This is a genomic window from Microbacterium sp. CFBP9034 (assembly GCF_034045255.1).
Taxonomy (GTDB): Bacteria; Actinomycetota; Actinomycetes; order Actinomycetales; family Microbacteriaceae; genus Microbacterium.
In genome coordinates, this window is record NZ_JAXCWC010000002.1 from 111,680 (window position 1) to 129,523 (window position 17,844).

Genomic DNA, 17,844 nt, shown 5'->3' on the forward strand with positions numbered 1-17,844 from the left:
CCGCGTGTCAGTGAATGTGCCCAGGAATGACGACCTGGCCGGTGCGCCCGACGCCCGCTTCGACGCCGGATCGATGCCGCCGGATCCTCGGACCGACGGGGTCGATCGCGTCCTCCTCGTCCAGTCCACCGTCACCCTCGTAGAAGGATCGACATTCTGCGTGTCGGGCCACGACGGCGACATCGATCCACTGCGGCCGGATGGCCTGTTCGTGCAGGACACGCGCGTCATCTCGCGCTGGCAGCTGCGGCTCGACGGCATGCCGATCGAGCCCCTCGGCGTCGTGGCCGCCGAGCCGTATGAGTCGGTGTTCGTGGGCCGCTCGGCGCCGCGCGCGGGTCACCCCGAGGGGACCGTCATCGTGGAGCGGCACCGCATGGCCGGCCAGGGGATGCGGGAGGACATCCGCCTTCGCAACTACGGCGTCGAGCCGGCCGGCGTCGATCTGACGCTGACCGCGGATGCCGACTTCGCGGATCTGTTCCTGGTCAAGGAGCACAGGCTCGCGCACGTGCCGCCCGTCGGTCACCGCCACGTCGGCGGCGATCTCGTGTACTGGCTGGACAAGCCCGGTGCGCAGCGCGGCATCCGCATCTCGGCTCCGGGAGCCGTCTCCAGCCCGCACACCCTCACTTTCCGGGTTGTGGTTCCCGCCCGTGGCGAGTGGAGCACCACCGTCGAGGCTGTGCCCAGCGCCCAGGGCGTCGACCTCGAACTGCTCTATCCGGTCGACCGGCCGTTCGCCGATACGGCCCCGGCGCAGCGCATGCGCGATTGGCGGGACGAGACACCGGAGGCGGTCACCTCGAACCGGGTGCTCGCGGAGGCCCTGCGCACCAGCGAGCGCGACCTCGGAGCTCTGCGCATCCAGGACCCGCAGCATCCGGAGGACGATGTCGTGGCTGCCGGTGCGCCCTGGTTCATGGCCCTCTTCGGTCGTGACTCCCTGCTCACCGGCTGGATGATGCTCCCCTTCGCACCGCGCCTCACCCTCGGCACGCTGCGCACCCTCGCGCGGCTCCAAGGCGTGAGGGTGAACGCGCGCAGCGAGGAGCAGCCCGGGCGGATCCTGCACGAGGTGCGCCTCGGAGCGGACCTGTCGCTCGTTCTCGGCGGCGCGAGCGTCTACTACGGGTCCATCGACTCCACCCCGCTGTTCGTGATGCTGGTGGGTCGCGCACTCCGGTGGGGGATCCCCGCCCAGGACCTCGCCGAGTTCCGGCCGGCCGTCGAGATGGCGCTGAACTGGATCATCGAGTTCGGCGACCGCGACGGCGACGGCTTCGTCGAGTACCTGCGCTCGAGCGACCGCGGGCTTCTGAACCAGGGGTGGAAGGACAGCGCCGACGGCGTCACCTTCCACACGGGCGCGAGAGCGCACCCGCCGATGGCGCTCGCCGAGGTGCAGGGCTACAGCTATGGAGCGATGCGCGCCGGCGCCGATCTCCTGCGGGCCTGGGGGGACGAGGCGGCCGCGCGCACGTGGGATGACCGCGCGGAGGTGCTGCGGACCCGCTTCGACGAGGCGTTCTGGATGCCTGCGCAGAACACCTACGCCCTCGCGCTCGATGCCGACAAGCGGCAGGTCGACTCCGTGGCCTCCAACGTCGGTCACTGTCTCTGGAGCGGGATCGTGCCGCCGCACCGGGCCGACGCCGTCATCGATCGTCTGATCGCGCCGGACATGTTCACGGGGTTCGGCATCCGGACCCTTTCCTCCCTGTCGGGCGCCTACAACCCGGTGAGCTACCACAACGGGTCCGTGTGGCCCCACGACACGGTGCTCGCCGCCGCGGGGATGGCGGCGTACGGGCGACGGGATGCCGCGGCCACGGTCATCAGCGGACTGCTCGACGCACTCGAAGCCCACGGCGGGCGGCTTCCGGAGCTGTTCTGCGGGTTCGGCCGGGACGACAAGCCCGTACCGGTGAGCTACCCGGCCTCGTGCTCCCCGCAGGCGTGGGCGGCGGCGACCCCGTTCGAGATGCTGCGGATCGCCGTCGGGCTCGAACTCGACGTGCCGCGCGGCATCGCGCGGGTGGAGCCGACGCCGGAGATCATCGGCTCCGTCCGCATCGAGGGCCTGCCCGCCGGACGGGCTCGACTCGATGTCGTAGCCGACCCGGCGCATGCCGAGATCGTGGAGCAGACGCGGGACGAGGCGTCCGGCACCGACTCAGTGCGAGGCGTCTCGAGCGACCGAACCGCCGCCCACGAGCGCTGAGGTGACTCGTCCGGCGCGATTCAGCCGGGCAGCATGGCGTCGAGCTGGGTGCGGATGTCGTCGACGATCTCGTCGACGCTGAGACCGATGTTCGTGCTCGCCGCCATGGTCACGAACATGACCGCCGACACGATGCGTGCGATCGTCGCCGTCCGGGTCGCGTCCGTCGTGCCGTCTCGCCCGAGGACGGCCGCGATGGCTGCTTCGGTCTCGAACGCGATCGTGAGCGCCTCGCGGTGCCGGGGTTCCGTCGGGTCGCCGAACGCCATCTCGCGCAGGTAGGTGCGCCCATTGTCGATCTGCACGCGATTGCACTCCACCACCGGGCGGACGATCGCCAGCACCGCGTCGCGCACATCTGCGGTGGCCGCGGCATCCGCTCGCCCGCGCTCGAGTGCCTCCGCGTAGTGGGCGTTCTGCACCAGGAGGAGCAGTTCGCCCTTCGTCTTGGCGTAGAGGAAGAGCGTCCCGGCTCCGATGTCGGCCTTGTCGGCGATCTGCTGGGTCGTGACGTCTTCGACACCGTGCGCGGCGAACAGCTCGCTCGCCGCCGCCATGATGCGGTCGAGCTTCTCCTGCTTGTTGCGCTCGCGGCGCCCGACAGGCGCGGAAGCGACAGACATGTTCGACTCTCCGGGATGCGCGCTGACCACGCTCAATTATGCGAGGAAGCGCGCCGCGACGGGGGCGAACTCCTCGTGGAACTGAAAGATCCCGCCGTGGCCGGCGTCGGGGTAGATGACGAGCTCGGACCCCTGGATGCGCCGGTGCAGGTCCTCCGACAGCGCCGACGGCACCATCCGGTCGTTGTCGCCGTTGGCGATGAGGGTCTGCTGGGTGAACGTCGACAGATCGGATGGGGCGGATCGGCCGAACTTCTGGATGGCCCGGAGCTGCGTCTGGAACGCCTTGGTGCTGATCGGCTCATCACGGTCGGCCGTGCGTTCCCCGAGGCGCGCGATGAAGGCCTTCGCCGCCGCCTGTCCCGCGGCGTTGCGCGGGAAGAACAGGAACTCCTTCGGGTCCGACCGCGTGAGGGTCGCGCGCAGGATGTCCCAGTAGGTGGTGGCGACCACCTTGTCCATGTCCTTGCCGCCGCGCGGACCGGTGCCGGTCAGCACCAGGCGGCGAACGAGCCGCGGATGCTTGACCACGAGGTCCTGGGCGATCATGCCGCCCATCGAGAACGAGAAGACGTCGATCTCGTGGAACCCGAGGGCGGAGATGAAAGCGAATGAGTCGTCGGCCGCTTCCTCGATCGTCGGGGGGACGACGCCGGTCGACGCGCCGACGCCCTTGTTGTCGAACGTGATGACGTGGCGGTTCTCCGCGATCGGGTCCACGATCCGCGGGTCCCAGTTGTCGAGGGTGGCGGCGAGGTGCACGAAGAAGACGACCGGGATGCCGCCCTTCGGACCCAGCTCGCGGTACGCGTACGTGGTGCCACCTGCCCGGATGCTGCGCACCGGGGCCTGGGCGTACGAGGTGATGACGGCTTCGTCGGTCATGAGCGGCCCTTGAGGGTGTCGTGGGTGGAAGCAGCGGAGATGTGGTCGCCCGCGGGGGTACCGAAGTCGGTGATCACGGTCTTGCCACGGACCCCGCCCTCGGCGAGCGATCGGAGGGCGAGCGGAGTCTCGTCGAACGGGAAGCGCCGCCCGACGACCGGACGGATGTCGCCGCCGTCGACCAGCCGCGCGATCTCGGCCAGCTGGTCGCCGCTCGCCTTCATGAGGAGGAACTCGTAGGTCACGCCGAGCCGGTGGGCCTGTGAGCGGACCCGGCGGCTGAGAGCGGAGATCGCCAGTCGCAGCAGCGGGTTCAGGCCGGCCTCGTGGGCGAAGGTCGGATCGGGGGGCCCGGCGATCCCGATGGCCTTTCCGCCCGGCCTCAGGACTCGGAGCGACTTCTCGAGGTTCTCGCCGCCGCGACTGTCGAGCACCAGGTCGTAGCCGCTCAGCAGCTCCTCGAAGTCCTGTGACGCATAGTCGATGACGACGTCCGCGCCCAGTTCTCGAAGAAAGTCGGCGTTGCGTGCGCTCGCGGTCGTCGCGACCGTGGCGCCGAGGTGCTTGGCGAGCTGGATGGCGATCGACCCCACACCTCCGGCACCTGCGTGGATGAGCACCTTCTGGTCCGGCTGCACGTCTCCCTTCTCGACCAGGGCCTGCCATGCGGTCAGGGCCACGAGCGGGAGTGATCCGGCCTCATCCATTGAGATCGATGCGGGCTTGCGGGCAACGTCGCGTTCGGCGACCGCGATGCGCTCCGCGAACGTGCCGATGCGCGCCTGGTCGGGCCGGGCGTAGATCTCGTCGCCTGGTGAGAAGGAGCGAACATTCGCGCCGACCCGGATGACGGTGCCCGCCACGTCATTGCCGAGCACGAGCGGGAGCCGATAGGGCAGGATTCGCGCGAACTCCCCGAGCCGGATCTTCTCGTCGAGCGTGTTCACCCCGGCCGCCTGAACGTGGACGAGCACGTCGTTGGGCCCGACGACGGGCTCGGGCACCTCAGCCTGGATGAGGTCCTTCTTGTAGCCCGTGATGACGAACGCCTTCATCGATATCCTCCCGGATTCCGTTTTTCGAGTGTACTCAATTATGAGTGTACTCACATAGCATGTCAAGACGTGCGGTCATTGGTCCCGGCTCTGTGGAGATGCGAGGCTAGCGTCGAGGGCCAGGGCAGGTGGGCACGGCGAAGGCGGAGACACGAATGATCGAGATCGAGAACCTGCGGCAGGTCTTCGGCGACAAGGTCGCGGTCGATGACGTGAGCTTCACCGTGCGTCCCGGAAGCGTCACCGGCCTCCTCGGGCCCAATGGCGCCGGCAAGTCGACGACGATGCGCATGATCGTGGGTCTCGATCACCCGGCCGGGGGATCGGTCCGCGTCAACGGCAGCGACTTCCGCGAGTCGGCGCACCCGCTGCGGGACCTCGGCGCGCTGCTCGATCCGACCGCCGTGCACCCCGGACGGTCAGGGCGGATGCACCTGCGGGCGATCGCCGCGACCAACAGCATCTCCACCGCGCGGGTCGACGAGGTGCTGCGATTGACCGGCATGACGGATGCCGCCCACCGCCGGATCGGCACCTACTCGCTGGGCATGCGCCAGAGGATCGGTATCGCCGCCGCGCTGCTCGGCGACCCGCGGGTGCTGGTGCTCGACGAACCGGTGAACGGACTCGACCCGGACGGCGTGCACTGGGTGCGCCAGTTGATGAAGGGCCTCGCCGCAGACGGCCGCACGGTGCTCGTGTCGAGTCATCTCATGAGCGAGATGGCCCTCACCGCCGACCATCTCGTCGTGATGGGCCGCGGTCGACTCATCACGCAGGGGCCCGTCTCCGACGTGATCGCCCAGCGGACGCAGTCAGACGTCCTGGTGCGGTCGCCCGACGCCGTCGCGCTCGGCGAGGCGCTCACCGCCATCGGCGCCACCGTGCGACCGGGCCCCGACGGTGCTCTCCTCGTGACCGACACGACGGCCGCGCGGGTGGGGGAGGTCGCGGCATCCCGTTCGATCGTCCTCCACGAGCTGACGCCCCACCAGGGGTCGCTCGAGGATGCCTTCCTCGCTCTCACCCAGGACGATCGCGAGTACACGGCGGGCTCCACCGCCGTCCAGACCGAGGGAGCACCGCGATGACCGCCACCACTCGAGCCGAGGTGTCCTCGCAGGTGTCGTTCGGAGGTGCGTTCGCGTCCGAATGGCTCAAGGCCCGGTCGCTGCGGTCGACGTGGTGGCTGAGCGCCTCGGCGATCGTGTCGATGGCCGTTGTGACGGCGTTCTGGAGCGCGGCCGCAGGGGGAGGACCCACAGAGGCCAGTGTTCTCGACGCGCTCTCCACGGGCTTCTTCGCCTGCGAGATCATGCTCATCCTCGTGGGGACGATCATCTCGACGGCTGACTACGAGAACCATGCGATCTCCGTCTTCATCGCGGCGGTACCCCGCCGGACCCCCATCGTGCTGTCCAAGGTGCTCCTCTCCGCGCTGATCGGGCTGGTCGTCACCGCCCTCGCGACGGCGCTCTCGTTCGCGGTCTCCGTGGCTCTGCACGGCGGGGGTGCGTCTCTCGGTTCGCCCGCGGTGCTGCGCGTGCTCGGCGACATCGTCGTCTTCGGCGCCTGCATCGCCGTGATCGCGACCTCCGCGGGGCTGGTTCTGCGCTCCACGATCGGCACGGTGGGGGCGACCCTCGGGTTCCTCTACATCGTTCCGATCGTCATCGGTCTGATTCCGCTCGACGTGTTCACGCTGATCAGCGACACCTTCCCGGGGAACGCCGCCACCAACTTCTTCGCCACCACGGCGGACCCCGGCCGCCTCGACCCCGTCACCGGACTGATCGCGACGCTCCTGTGGACCGCCGCGTGGGTCGCCTTCGCCGTGGTCTGGGTGAAGCGCCGCAACGCCTGACGCACCGCCGCTGAGCACCCGGGCGTCGGCCGACGCGGCTCGAGCCCGGGACTCGGGTCAGGCTGGGTCGACGGGAGGCGCGAGCGCCGCGAGGGCCGCCCGGTTCGTCTCGTATACGGGCTGGTCCGCGAACAGCCCCAGCTGCGTGAGTCGGTCTCGCACCGGCGGACGCAGGCGTGCGAATGCCAGGTCGACGTCGCGACCGCGAAGCCACTCCTCCAGAGACTCGAAGGCCTCGGCGCCGGTGACGTCGATGTCGGTGACCGCCTCCATGTCGAGGACGACGTGCCGGACGGGCTCGCCGGTCGCCGACGAGACCGCACGTTTGACCGCGTCGCCGAACACGCTGCCGTTGGCGAAGAACAGCGGCGCGGCGAGCCGTATGACGAGCACGCCCGGTGCCGTTGTGCTTCCGGCCGGAGCTTCCTCCAGGAGCGACTCGCCGGGGTCGCCGGTCGATTCGAGCACGTCGATCGCGGGGGAGGCGGCCCGCTTGGCGAGATTGATGAGAGCGAGCACGAAGGCGACGACGATGCCGGGGATCGCCCCGACGAACACCGTCACCAGGAAGCATGTGGCGCCGACGGCGAACTCGAACCGGTCCTTCCGCCACAGATCGACGAACTCGCGGATGCCGATGAGCGGAATGATCGCCACGGCCACCACAGCCCCGATCGCGGGAGACGGGATGTCGGCGAGCAGGGCGGTGCCGAACAGCAGGAGCAGCAGCGTCCCTGCGGCGAGGACCAGCGAGGGAAGCTGCGTCCGCGAGCCCGCCTGATCCATCGCCGCAGTCCGCGACGTCGAGGATCCCACGGCGAAGCTGCCCTGCGCCCCGGCGGCGATGTTCGCCACCCCGAACGCGAAGAGGTCACGGTTGGCCCGGAAGGGGTAGTGCCGCTTCTCGGCGTACGACCGTGACACCAGGAGGCCCTCTGCGGTCGTGACCAGTGTGAGCGCGATCGCCGACGGGATGAGCGCCAGCCACATCGACCACTCCAGGACCGGCCAGGTCAGCGCGGGTGCGCCGGCCGGGACCGCGCCGAGGATGTCGACGCCCAGCTGGTCGAGATGCAGCAGGACCACCAGGGCCGTGGCGACCACGAGCACGACGAGCGCCCATGGCACCACCGGGAGGAGCCGGCGTCCCACCAGCAGGATCGCGACGGAGCCGGCCGAGATGATGACAGACCACAGGCTGGTCGTGCCCAGACCTCCGACCAGACCCACGATCTTGTCGACGAACTCACCGCCCGAGTCGATCTTGACGCCGAGCATCTTGGCGATCTGGCTCACCAGGATGTCGAGCGCCAGCCCTCCCACGAACCCCACCAGGATCGGCTTCGAGAGGAAGTTCGCGAGGAACCCGAGCTTGAACACCGACAGCAGGATGAACAGGACGCCGCAGATGATCGCCTGCGCCAGGGCGAGGGTCGCGTAGTTCGCGCTTCCGGCGACGGCGAGCCCGCCCACCGAGGAGGCGACGAGCGCGGCGGCCGCGGCATCCGGCGAGGCCACCACCTGCCGTGACGAGACCACGAGGGCGTAGAGCACCGTCGGGACGATCAGCGCGTACAGTCCCGCCGTCGGCGGGAGCCCGGCGATCTGCGCGTAGCCGATGTTCAGAGGGATCGCGATGGCGAGCAGGGTGACGCCGGCGAGCAGCTCGCGGACGACGTTGCTCCCCGTCAGACCGGCCAGTGGTCGTTGCATCGCGTCTCCCTCTCTCGCGCCGCGGCGTGCTCTGCCACCCTGTCAGAGTTCGACCTCATGACGGCCGCCGCTCGCCCGGGCGGCTCTCTGCCAATCAGCCACCGCTTCCCGCCATGTGTCGCCGGCGGGCGGTCCTCGGCGATGTCTCGCTCTCGAGGTCGCGCAGAATCTGGGTAGGTCTGCTTCTGCCGCGCAGCCTCCCCCGATGCCGGAAGGCCCTCATGATCACCATCCACCTGCGCTACGAGATCGATCCCGACAAGCTCGCGGAGTTCACCGAGTACGGCCGCCGGTGGATCCGTCTCGTCAACAGACTCGGCGGCACCCACCACGGCTACTTCATGCCCAGCGAGGGCGACAGTGACGAGGCGTTCGCACTCTTCACCTTCGGCTCCCTCGCCGAGTACGAGGCTTACCGCACTGCGTCGCGCTCGGATGCCGAGTGCCTCGACGCCTTCCAGTACGCACGCGACACCGGCTGCATCCGCCGTTACGAACGACGCTTCCAGACGCCGGTCTTCGAGTGACGGAAGCGCGAGGATAGCCGGATGAGCGCACACGAGAGAGTGACCGCCGTCACCGGAGGATCGCGCGGGATCGGCGCGGCGACCGTGCGCCGACTCGCCGAGGCGGGCCATGGCGTGGTTGTCGGCTTCGCGCGCGACCGCGAAGCGGCCGAGGCGGTCGCGGCCGAGGTCGGGCGGGCGGGAAGTCGAGCGGTCGCCCTCCAGGTCGATGTGACGGATGCCGCCTCCCTCGCCCGATTCTTCGACGACGGAGCAGCACGGCTGGGGCCGCTCACCGGAGTGGTCGCGAACGCCGGCGCAGTGAGCGCGGTGGGTCGACTGACGGATCTCGACCCGGAGGCGCTGCGGCGGGATCTCGACGTCAACCTGCTGGGCGCGGTGCTGACGTGCCAGGCGGCCATCGCCCACCTCGAGCGCACCGCCGGCACTCTGGTGCTCGTCGGATCGGCGGCGGCGACCATCGGCAGCCCCGGCAGCTACGTGCACTACGCCGCTGCCAAGGCGGGAGTCGCAGCGCTCGCGGTGGGGCTGTCGAAGGAGCTCGCGCCGAGCGGCATCCGGGTGAACTGCGTCGAGCCCGGCACCGTCTGGTCGGACTTCCATCAAGATCCGCAACGACCCGCCAAGGTCGCGGCCGGCATTCCGCTCGGGCGCGCCGGCGAGCCTCACGAGATCTCGGGCGCGATCGCCTGGCTCCTCTCCGACGAGGCGTCGTACACCACCGGCGCGACCTTCCGCATCGCGGGCGGGCTCTAGCGGCGAAGTCGCCGCTCCACCCGCGCCTGCGGCTTGGCCGAAGAGACTAGGCGGTGTGCATGACGATGGCGGCCGGCATCCGCTTCACGATGGAACGGAACAACGGCTTGGCGAGCGTCGCGGCTTCGACAGGGCTGAGGAGCCGAGGCGAGGTCGTCGCGTGCTCGGAGCCCTTCCAGGTGAGTGTCGCCTCCCCGGCGGCGATCACGTTGCGTGCCCAGTTCGTCTCCGCGCCCCAAGGGAGCCCGATGAGGATGAGCGCCGGGTCGCTCGTGGGGATCACCGCAACGGGGAGGGCGTAGGCGGTGCCGCTCTTGCGTCCGCGGTGGTGGATCACCGCCCACAGCGGGAAGGACCGGTGCCCGGCGAGAGCCGTCGCAATCGGCTCGGTCGCCTTCACCAGCGCCCGCGGGGGGCCGCCAGCACCGGCGACACGGGGCGTACGCAGACCCATGCCGCCCTTCATCACATCACCGAAGTGATAAGCGATCACGGCTGCCATCGCGACGGCTCCGACGGTGGCGGCCGCTGCCTCGCCGGGGGAGCGGATGCCGCGACGCAGGAGCAGGGATCCGGCGATCGCGTTGGCCGCGCTCCAGCCCACGTTCACGAGGGGAGGCGACATCCCGACGCCCGCCGGATCGCCGAACGGGCTGGGGAACGGCCTTCCCTGCACGCCGCTCACACCATGCGGCACTGCGTTGACGACGAGTGCCGCACCGAATGCGCTGCGCAGGATCGAGCCGGCCGACATGCGCCCAGACTACGAGGCTCGACAGCACGTGGCCACCCGAGTCTCTGACGGGTCCAAGGTCCCGGCGGCCACGGCGTAGGCTCGTGCGCTATGGCCCTCGGCGCGACGATCCACACCTTCACGGTGCAGCTGGCCGACGTCGACCGCGGTGTGTACGAGGAGCTCTCACTCCGAGTGGCGCGGCATCCGTCCGAGACCGACGCCTTCATGATCACGCGGGTGCTCGCGTACTGCCTCGAATACGAGGAGGGTATCGCCTTCAGCGAGGGCATCTCCTCGACGGACGAACCTGCCGTTCTGGTGCGCGATATGACCGGTCGTCTGACCGCGTGGATCGAGGTCGGTGCGCCCGACGCAGACCGGCTGCACTACGGCAGCAAGCTGGCCGACCGGACCGTCGTCTACACGCACCGCGATCCGGCGAAGGTCATGGCGCCGTGGGCCGGCAAGCGCATCCACCAGGCCGACACGATCACGCTCCACAGCTTCGACCCCGGGTTCGTCGACGACGTGGTGAAGTCCGTCGAGCGCCGGAACACGATGACTCTGTCGATCACCGAGCGCCAGATCTACCTCGACCTGAACGGCACGGCCCTGAGCGCCGCGATCCACGACCACCCGCTGGAGTAGCCGTCACCACGGGCCGCGGCCGGGGCCCTACGCTGACACACATGCGCCAGCGCGATCTCGATGTCCAGGATGTGGGTCAGATCGCCGAGACCGGCGCCGTTCCCGCCCACCGCCGCATCGACGAGGTCACCGCCGCGGCGCACGCCAGGGCGCTGCGGCACCACGAGGGCGCAGTCGCGGACTACATACCGATCCTCGCGAGCGCCGACCCGGAGGCGTTCGGCGTGTGCGTGGTCGACGTCGACGGAGGCGTCCACGGGATCGGGGACGTCGGCACGCGATTCTCGATCCAGTCGATCTCCAAGGCTTTCGTCTACGCGCTGCTGTGCGAGGCGCTCGGCCACGAGGAGGTGCTCGACGTGGTCGGCGTGAACAACACCGGTCTCGCCTTCAACTCCGTCGTGGCCATCGAGCTGAACGACGGGCATCCGATGAACCCGATGGTCAATGCGGGCGCGATCGCGACCACGGCGCTTCTCCCGGGCGCGACGGCGGAGGATCAGTGGGACGCGGTGCTCACCGGGCTCTCGCGCTTCGCCGGGCGTGCGCTCGAGGTCGATGACGAGGTCTATCGGTCTGAGGCGGCGACGAACCACCGCAACCGGGCGATCGCCCAGCTGCTCGAGAGCTACGGCCGCATCCGCGTCGATCCGGCGGAGGCCGTCGACGTGTACACGCGCCAGTGCGCACTGCTCGTCGATGCCCGCGATCTCGCCGTGATGGGCGCCACCCTCGCCGACGGCGGAGTCAATCCGCTGACCGGGGAGCGGGTCGTCTCGGCGGCTGTCTGCCGTGACACGCTCGCGGTGCTCACCGCGAGCGGCCTCTATGAGCGCTCGGGCGAGTGGCTGTTCGAGATCGGGCTGCCGGGAAAGTCCGGGGTCGCGGGCGGACTGGTCACCGTCGCCCCCGGCAAGGTCGGCATCGGCACCTATGCGCCGCGCCTCGACAGCGCGGGGAACAGCGTCCGCGGGCAGATCGCCACGGCTTATCTGTCCCGCGCCCTGGGCCTGAACATCTTCGCCTCTGACTCCCACTTCCCCGGAGGGAACCTCGCATGACCACCACTTCTCCCGCAGCTCCCCGGACCGACCGCGCGTCTTGGGTGCCGATGATCGGGCTGTTCCTCGCACAGATCCTCATGTCGTACAACGTGTCGGCGCTTCCGGTCTCCCTCGGCGGCATGGTCGACGACTTCGGAGTGCCGCCGACCGACGTCAGCACCGCGATCGTCACATACGGTCTGGTGGTCGCGGCGCTGGTCATGGTCGGCGCCAAGATCGGCCAGCGGGTCGGCTGGGTGATCATGTTCCGCATCGTCGTCGCCATGTTCGCCGGGTCGGCGGTCATGATGATCGCGGCGCCGTCGGTGAGTTGGGTGATCGCCGCGCAGGCCGTGGCCGGGGCATCCGCCGCCATCATCGTCCCGTCGCTGGTGGCCCTCATCGCCGAGAACTACCGCGGCAGCCAGCAGGAGACGGCCATCGGATCGCTCGGGTCGGCGCGTGCGCTGGCGGGCGTCAGTGCATTCCTGATCGGCGGAACCCTGGCGACGCTGGTCGGCTGGCGGCAGGTCTTCATCGTGGTCCTCGTGCTCGCCGTCACCGTCTTCGTGCTGAGCTTCTGGCTGCGCGGAGCGCCGGGCAACCGTCACATCAAGATCGACGTGGTCGCCGCCGTGCTCATCGGACTCGGCATCGTGTCGCTCACCCTCGGCGTGAACAACCTGAACAACTGGGGGATCGTCGCAGCCCGGCCCGATGCTCCGTTCGACGTCCTCGGGCTCTCGCCTGCACCCCTGCTGATCCTCATCGGACTCGTGCTGGCACAGCTGTTCTTCCTCTGGACGCGGCGCCGCACGAAGGCCGGCAAGGTGCCCCTCGTCAGCCTGTCGGTGTTCGGCTCGTCGCGCGAGCGAGCCGCGGTGTACGCGATGTTCGTCGTGGTCGGCCTCGAAGCGGCACTGAACTTCTCGATCCCGCTGTACATCCAGATCGTGCAGGGCAGGACTCCGTTCGACACCTCCCTCGCCATGCTGCCGTTCAACCTCACGGTGTTCTTCGCGGCGATGGTCGTTGTGCGCTTCTACCGGCGCTTCGCCCCGCGCACGATCGGGATGTTCTCGTTCAGCCTCACCACGATCGCGTTGATCTGGCTGGCATTCGTGGTGACGAACAACTGGGAGACGCTGCCCACCATCCTCGGACTGTTCGTGTTCGGCGTGGGTCAGGGCGCGCTGGTGACACTCGTCTTCAACGTGCTCGTCACGGCGTCGCCCAAGGAGCTCGCCGGCGACGTGGGCTCAGTGCGTGGCACGACCCAGAACCTGGCCTCGGCCGTCGGCACCTCCGTGGCCGGAGCCCTCCTGGTCGGCATCCTCAGCCTGAACGTCGTCTCGTCGCTCGTCGACCACCCCGAGCTTCCGCCCGCCCTGGTGTCGCAGGTGGACCTCGACCGGGTCAACTTCGTCAGCAACGACAGGCTGCGTGAAGTGCTCGATGAGACGGATGCCACTCCGGCGCAGGTCGATGCGGCCGTCGCCGTCAACGAGGAGGCTCGCCTGAGTGCGCTGAAGCTCGGCCTGCTCATCCTCTCGGGCGTCAGCGCCCTCGCGATCCTGCCGGCGAGCCGGCTGCCGAAGTTCCGCCCCGGCGAGGTCCCGGAGTCCGTGGCGACGGGCGAGGGTCCGCTCGAGGCCGAGCGCACCCAAGCGAAGGGGGACGCAGCCTGAGGATCGGCCGGACTCAGGCCCGCTTGGCGCGCGGCGGCGTGCTGGCGTCGAGGATGGCGCGCAGCTTGGCGGCCTCCTCGGCGGGCATCCCGTACCCGTGCTCGGGCTGCGGGTACTCGTGCGAGCGCACCTCGGTGGCGTAGGCCGTCACGGCCTCGACCATCTCCTCCCGCAGATGGGCGTAGCGCTTGACGAAGCGGGCGGCGTGACCGTCGTAGATTCCGAGCAGGTCGTGGAAGACGAGCACCTGCCCGTCGGTGCTCGGCCCTGCGCCGATCCCGATCACGGGCACGGTCAGCCGCGGCATGATGGCGTCGGTGACCGCGGTGGGGATCGCCTCGAAGACGATGGCGAAGCACCCGGCATCCTGCAGTGCGATCGCGCTCTCGCAGAGGGCGACCGCTTCTTCGGCGGTGCGCCCCTGCGCCCGGTAGCCGCCGATGGTCGCGGCGGTCTGCGGGGTGAGGCCGACGTGCCCCATGACCGGGATGCCCGCGGCGATGATGGCCCGCGCGCGATTGACGGACGAGCCGCCGCGCTCGATCTTCACGGCGTCGCACCCGGTGGTCTTGATGAAGCGCTGGGCCGTCGCCACGGCCTGCTCGTCCGAGCCCTCGTACGAGCCGAACGGCAGGTCCGCGACGAGGAGCGGCGTCGACAGCCCGCGCCGCACGGCGGCGGTGAGCATCAGCATCTCCTCGACGGTCACGGGCACCGTGCTCTCGTGCCCGAGCACCGTCATAGCGGCGGAGTCGCCGACGAGCACCATGTCCACCCCGGCGGCCTCGGCCACCTGGGCGCTGGGATAGTCGTACGCGGTGACCATGGCGATGGGTTCGCCCTGGGCCTTCAGCGCCTCGAGGGTCGCGAAGGTGACGCGGGGGCGGGCCGGCCCGTCGGCCGCGGAAAGGGGTCCGGCGCTCATGCGGTGGCCTCCAGGATTCGGTTGTCGATCAGGCGTGCGCGTCCGACGTGTGCGGCGACGGCGAGAAGCGCGCCGCCGTCGACGTTGTCGAGCTCCCGCAGGTCGTCGGGGGAGCGCAGCTCGAGGTATTCCGGCTCGATGCCGGCCGCCGCGAGCACGGCGTGAGCGGCCGCGAGCACGGCATCGGCGCCGGTCTCTCCGCCCGCGACCGTGGCCTCAGCTGCGTCGAGGGCGCGGCTCAGCGCGGTCGCGCTCTCGCGTGCTGGGGCGTCGAGGTAGACGTTGCGCGAGCTCATCGCGAGACCGTCCGGTTCGCGCACGATCGGGCAGGCCACGATGCGCACCGGCATGTCGAGGTCGCGCACGAGGCGCCGCACAACCAGCACCTGCTGCGCATCCTTCTGCCCGAAGTACGCGGCGTCGGGCGCCACCATCTGGAACAGCTTCGTGACGACGGTGGCGACCCCGTCGAAGTGCTCGGCGCCGCGGTGGGCGCCGTCGAGCATCTCGGTGACGCCCGACACGTGGATCGTCGTCGCGAACCCGTGCGGGTAGACCTCCTCCACGGGCGGAGCGAAGAGGATGTCGGCGCCCGCCGTCTCGGCGAGACCGGCGTCGCGCGCCTCATCGCGGGGGTACGTGGAGAGGTCCTCGTTCGCCCCGAACTGCGTCGGGTTGACGAACAGCGACACGACGACGAGGTCGTTCTCGCCGCGGGCCGCGCGGATGAGCGAGAGGTGCCCCTCGTGGAAGGCGCCCATGGTCGGCACGAGGCCCACGACGGCGCCGCGCGCGCGGGCCTCCTGAACCGCGGTGCGCACCGCGGCGACGCTGCGGACGATTCTCATTCGGGGGTCTCCGTCCGGGCCAGGGCTCGGGTGCGCTCCGAGAGCTCGTCGAACAGGGCGAGCAGTTCCGGGGCCGCTTCTGCGACCGCGGCTCGCTGACGCTCCACCGTCCGTTCGTCTCCGCGCGCGATCGGCCCGGTGAGCGCCGCCCGCGGTCCGTGCTCGGCCCAATTGTCGACCGTTCCGCGGACGAGCGGAACCAGGTGCCTGCGGAACTCGTCGGAGGGGAGACCGGATGCCGCGCCCATCTGCTCCGCGGCGGCCGCGAGGGTGACGAGGAAGTTCGAGGCGATCGATGCCGCGGCGTGGTAGCCCGCGCGCTGCTCCTCGGACACCGCGAACGGCTCGCCGCCGAGGGCGAGTGCGAGCTCGGTGGCCACGGCGAGCGCGTCGGGGGTCGCACCGGCGACCGCGCACCCGATGCCCTCGAAGGCATCGGCGCTCTCGTGCCCCGTGAAGGCGCGCAGCGGGTGCACGCTGAAGTCGGCGGCGACCGCCGCGAGTGACGTCGCTCCGGACGTGTGCCCGACGAACCGGGCGCGATCCCTGGATGCCGCCACCGCCGCCGCGATCTCGCGATCCGGCACGCACACGAGCACGACCTCGGACGCGACGATGTCGTCCCGACGGCCGCTGGGGCCGCTGACCGAGAATCCGGCGGAGCGCAGCGCGAGGGCGGCCGCGCGGCCGACGCGGCCGGGCCCGACGACGCTGATGCTCGCGACGGTGCGGCGCTGGTTCGTGGTGTTCATGATCGGGGGCCGCTCGTGGTGCGGACCACACGAGTATCCCATTGCCCGACGCCGTGCAAGAACCCACCGCCAGCGCGACCGCCCGCCAGTTCATTCGGATCGGGTGACGCGGGCGGCGGGCGGGAGCGTCACGGTTGACCTGATCACACCACCCGGCGCGCCCGCGCCCGGAGCAGAAGGACGGCATCCGCATGACCAACCCGCCGGCCCGGGTCGAACCGCCACTCGACCGCCTGACGCCCCGGCAGCGCCGCCGGGTGGTGCTGCTCGGACTGCTGCGCGCGCTCGTCTCCGCCCTGATCCTCGTGACGCTGTACTTCATCATCCCGCTCGAATGGGTGGACGACCTGCCTGTCGCGGTCGCTGCCGTGTTCGCCGCGGTGGTGCTCGTGGGTGTGTCGGCGTGGCAGGTGCTTGCCATCATCCGGGCCGCGGAACCGGGGCTGCGCGCGATCTCGGCACTGGCGATCATCGCCCCGCTCTACCTGCTGCTCTTCGCCGCGATGTACTTCCTCATGGAGCTGGGGGTCGCCGGGTCCTTCACCGCAGCGATGAGCCGCCTCGACGCGCTGTACTTCACGGTCACCGTGTTCGCCACCGTCGGATTCGGCGACATCGCGGCCGTCAGCGAGTCGGCGCGGGCGCTGGTCACCGTGCAGATGGTCCTGAACCTCATCATCCTGGGCGCCGGACTGCGCCTGCTCACCGTCGCCGTCAAGCACGGTCAGGCCAAGCCCGAGCGCACGGCCGCCTCCTGACTCAGACCGGCGCCAGCGGGTAGCGCCGCCGCAGGATCACCCGCTGCACGAGCGTCCACACGACCGTGGTCGCGAGGTAGAGCGCCGCCGCGAGCGGCACGAACACCGCGAACACCGCTGTCGTGAACTGCAGTGCGCCCATCGCACGCAGGAATCCCGGGGCCGCGAGGGGAGAGGCATCCGCTGTCTCGATCAGGGGTGGGCGGAACGCGCGACGCGTGATCTCCGCGGCGACGACGATCACCGCCAGCAGAGCGCCGAAGACCGCAAACGTCGCCGCTGTCGCCGTGCCTCCCGCGATCGCTCCGGCGAGGCTCGTGCCGAGCGGGACGCCCACCAGCTGCTCGGCCAGCAGGGCGTTGGCGTGCCCTGCGATGGTCGGGTACGCGAACAGGGCGTAGACGACCGCGACCACCGGTGCCTGCGCCAGGAGCGGGAGGCAGCCGGCGAAGGGCGACACCTTCTCGTCGGCGTAGAGCTTCATGGTCTCGCGCTGGAGCCGCTCGCGATCGCGCCGGTGCCGCTGCTGCAGCGCGCGCAGTTTCGGTGCAAGCCGGCTGCGCATCTGCTCGGCCTTGGCCTGTGAGATCCCCGCGGGCACGAGGGCCACGCGGACCAGCAGGGTGACGAGGACGACGGATGCCGCGGCCGCCGCACCTCCGACGAGGGGTTCGAGCAGCGCGGTGAGCTGCATGAGCCCGGTGTAGGCCGCGTCGAGGATCGCGGCGATGGGTGGGAAGGCGTAGATGTCCATGGGTCTCCGAGGGTCGGTGTCGAGGGGTGGCGGATGGCCACGAGG

General features: G+C 70.2%; 18 protein-coding genes. 9 read left to right on the forward strand and 9 right to left on the reverse strand.

Features of this window, described 5'->3' with window-relative positions:
- The first annotated feature begins 4 nt into the window (after window positions 1-4).
- The gene (locus SOM19_RS11825) at window positions 5-2,224 is read left to right on the forward strand and encodes an amylo-alpha-1,6-glucosidase (RefSeq protein WP_320486805.1); all 2,220 of its coding nucleotides are present in this window, start codon (window positions 5-7) and stop codon (window positions 2,222-2,224) included.
- Between the two features lie 20 nt (window positions 2,225-2,244).
- Here the strand turns inward: SOM19_RS11825 and SOM19_RS11830 are convergent, their stop codons facing one another.
- The 3 genes from SOM19_RS11830 to SOM19_RS11840 are packed head-to-tail and all read right to left on the reverse strand — an operon-like array spanning window position 2,245 to window position 4,787.
- The gene (locus tag SOM19_RS11830) at window positions 2,245-2,847 is read right to left on the reverse strand and encodes a TetR/AcrR family transcriptional regulator (protein ID WP_320486806.1); all 603 of its coding nucleotides are present in this window, start codon (window positions 2,845-2,847) and stop codon (window positions 2,245-2,247) included.
- A 36-nt stretch (window positions 2,848-2,883) separates the two neighbouring features.
- The gene (locus SOM19_RS11835; RefSeq protein WP_320486807.1) at window positions 2,884-3,732 is read right to left on the reverse strand and encodes an alpha/beta fold hydrolase; all 849 of its coding nucleotides are present in this window, start codon (window positions 3,730-3,732) and stop codon (window positions 2,884-2,886) included.
- Window positions 3,729-4,787, reverse strand: a complete 1,059-nt coding sequence (locus SOM19_RS11840; protein WP_320486808.1) for an NADP-dependent oxidoreductase — start codon at window positions 4,785-4,787, stop codon at window positions 3,729-3,731. The genes SOM19_RS11835 and SOM19_RS11840 overlap by 4 nt, the downstream gene beginning before the upstream one ends.
- A 155-nt stretch (window positions 4,788-4,942) precedes the next feature.
- Here SOM19_RS11840 and SOM19_RS11845 point away from each other — a divergent pair, with 155 nt between their 5' ends.
- Window positions 4,943-5,878, forward strand: coding sequence for an ABC transporter ATP-binding protein (locus SOM19_RS11845; protein ID WP_320486809.1), 936 nt, complete (start codon window positions 4,943-4,945; stop codon window positions 5,876-5,878).
- Complete coding sequence (locus tag SOM19_RS11850; protein ID WP_320486810.1) at window positions 5,875-6,651, forward strand: hypothetical protein; 777 nt, start codon at window positions 5,875-5,877, stop codon at window positions 6,649-6,651. The genes SOM19_RS11845 and SOM19_RS11850 overlap by 4 nt, the downstream gene beginning before the upstream one ends.
- 57 nt (window positions 6,652-6,708) lie before the next feature.
- On the opposite strand, the gene SOM19_RS11855 is transcribed toward SOM19_RS11850, so the two are convergent.
- Window positions 6,709-8,364, reverse strand: coding sequence for a SulP family inorganic anion transporter (locus SOM19_RS11855; protein ID WP_320486811.1), 1,656 nt, complete (start codon window positions 8,362-8,364; stop codon window positions 6,709-6,711).
- Between the two features lie 221 nt (window positions 8,365-8,585).
- Between SOM19_RS11855 and SOM19_RS11860 the strand changes: the two genes are divergently transcribed.
- Together SOM19_RS11860 and SOM19_RS11865 are read left to right on the forward strand one after the other, a co-directional pair.
- Window positions 8,586-8,891 (forward strand): NIPSNAP family protein, encoded by a 306-nt coding sequence (locus tag SOM19_RS11860; protein ID WP_320486812.1) that lies wholly within the window; start codon window positions 8,586-8,588, stop codon window positions 8,889-8,891.
- Window positions 8,892-8,912: 21 nt separating this feature from the next.
- Complete coding sequence (locus tag SOM19_RS11865) at window positions 8,913-9,647, forward strand: SDR family NAD(P)-dependent oxidoreductase (protein ID WP_320486813.1); 735 nt, start codon at window positions 8,913-8,915, stop codon at window positions 9,645-9,647.
- A 46-nt stretch (window positions 9,648-9,693) separates the two neighbouring features.
- On the opposite strand, the gene SOM19_RS11870 is transcribed toward SOM19_RS11865, so the two are convergent.
- A complete protein-coding gene (locus tag SOM19_RS11870) occupies window positions 9,694-10,401 on the reverse strand; it encodes a nitroreductase family deazaflavin-dependent oxidoreductase (RefSeq protein ID WP_320486814.1) in 708 nt (235 codons plus the stop codon).
- Window positions 10,402-10,491: 90 nt separating this feature from the next.
- On the opposite strand from SOM19_RS11870, the gene SOM19_RS11875 reads away from it, so the two are divergent.
- The 3 genes from SOM19_RS11875 to SOM19_RS11885 are packed head-to-tail and all read left to right on the forward strand — an operon-like array spanning window position 10,492 to window position 13,762.
- A complete protein-coding gene (locus SOM19_RS11875) occupies window positions 10,492-11,031 on the forward strand; it encodes a YaeQ family protein (RefSeq protein ID WP_320486815.1) in 540 nt (179 codons plus the stop codon).
- A 41-nt stretch (window positions 11,032-11,072) separates the two neighbouring features.
- Window positions 11,073-12,092 carry a glutaminase A gene (gene glsA / locus SOM19_RS11880; RefSeq protein WP_320486816.1) on the forward strand — a complete coding sequence of 340 codons (1,020 nt, stop codon included), beginning with the start codon at window positions 11,073-11,075 and terminating at the stop codon, window positions 12,090-12,092.
- On the forward strand, window positions 12,089-13,762 hold the full coding sequence (locus tag SOM19_RS11885) for an MFS transporter (RefSeq protein WP_320486817.1): 1,674 nt from the start codon (window positions 12,089-12,091) through the stop codon (window positions 13,760-13,762). Before glsA ends, SOM19_RS11885 begins: the two co-directional genes overlap by 4 nt.
- 13 nt (window positions 13,763-13,775) lie before the next feature.
- On the opposite strand, the gene panB is transcribed toward SOM19_RS11885, so the two are convergent.
- The 3 genes from panB to SOM19_RS11900 are packed head-to-tail and all read right to left on the reverse strand — an operon-like array spanning window position 13,776 to window position 16,287.
- Window positions 13,776-14,687, reverse strand: a complete 912-nt coding sequence (gene panB / locus SOM19_RS11890; protein WP_320486818.1) for a 3-methyl-2-oxobutanoate hydroxymethyltransferase — start codon at window positions 14,685-14,687, stop codon at window positions 13,776-13,778.
- Window positions 14,684-15,535 (reverse strand): pantoate--beta-alanine ligase, encoded by an 852-nt coding sequence (panC, locus tag SOM19_RS11895; RefSeq protein ID WP_320486819.1) that lies wholly within the window; start codon window positions 15,533-15,535, stop codon window positions 14,684-14,686. Before panC ends, panB begins: the two co-directional genes overlap by 4 nt.
- On the reverse strand, window positions 15,532-16,287 hold the full coding sequence (locus SOM19_RS11900; RefSeq protein ID WP_320486820.1) for a DUF2520 domain-containing protein: 756 nt from the start codon (window positions 16,285-16,287) through the stop codon (window positions 15,532-15,534). Before SOM19_RS11900 ends, panC begins: the two co-directional genes overlap by 4 nt.
- 191 nt (window positions 16,288-16,478) lie before the next feature.
- On the opposite strand from SOM19_RS11900, the gene SOM19_RS11905 reads away from it, so the two are divergent.
- Window positions 16,479-17,045: a potassium channel family protein gene (locus tag SOM19_RS11905; protein ID WP_320486821.1), complete on the forward strand. Its 567-nt coding sequence runs from the start codon at window positions 16,479-16,481 to the stop codon at window positions 17,043-17,045.
- 1 nt (window position 17,046) lies between these two features.
- Here SOM19_RS11905 and SOM19_RS11910 read toward each other — a convergent pair whose 3' ends face one another.
- Window positions 17,047-17,799, reverse strand: a complete 753-nt coding sequence (locus SOM19_RS11910) for a YidC/Oxa1 family membrane protein insertase (RefSeq protein ID WP_320486822.1) — start codon at window positions 17,797-17,799, stop codon at window positions 17,047-17,049.
- Between the last annotated feature and the right edge of the window lie 45 nt (window positions 17,800-17,844).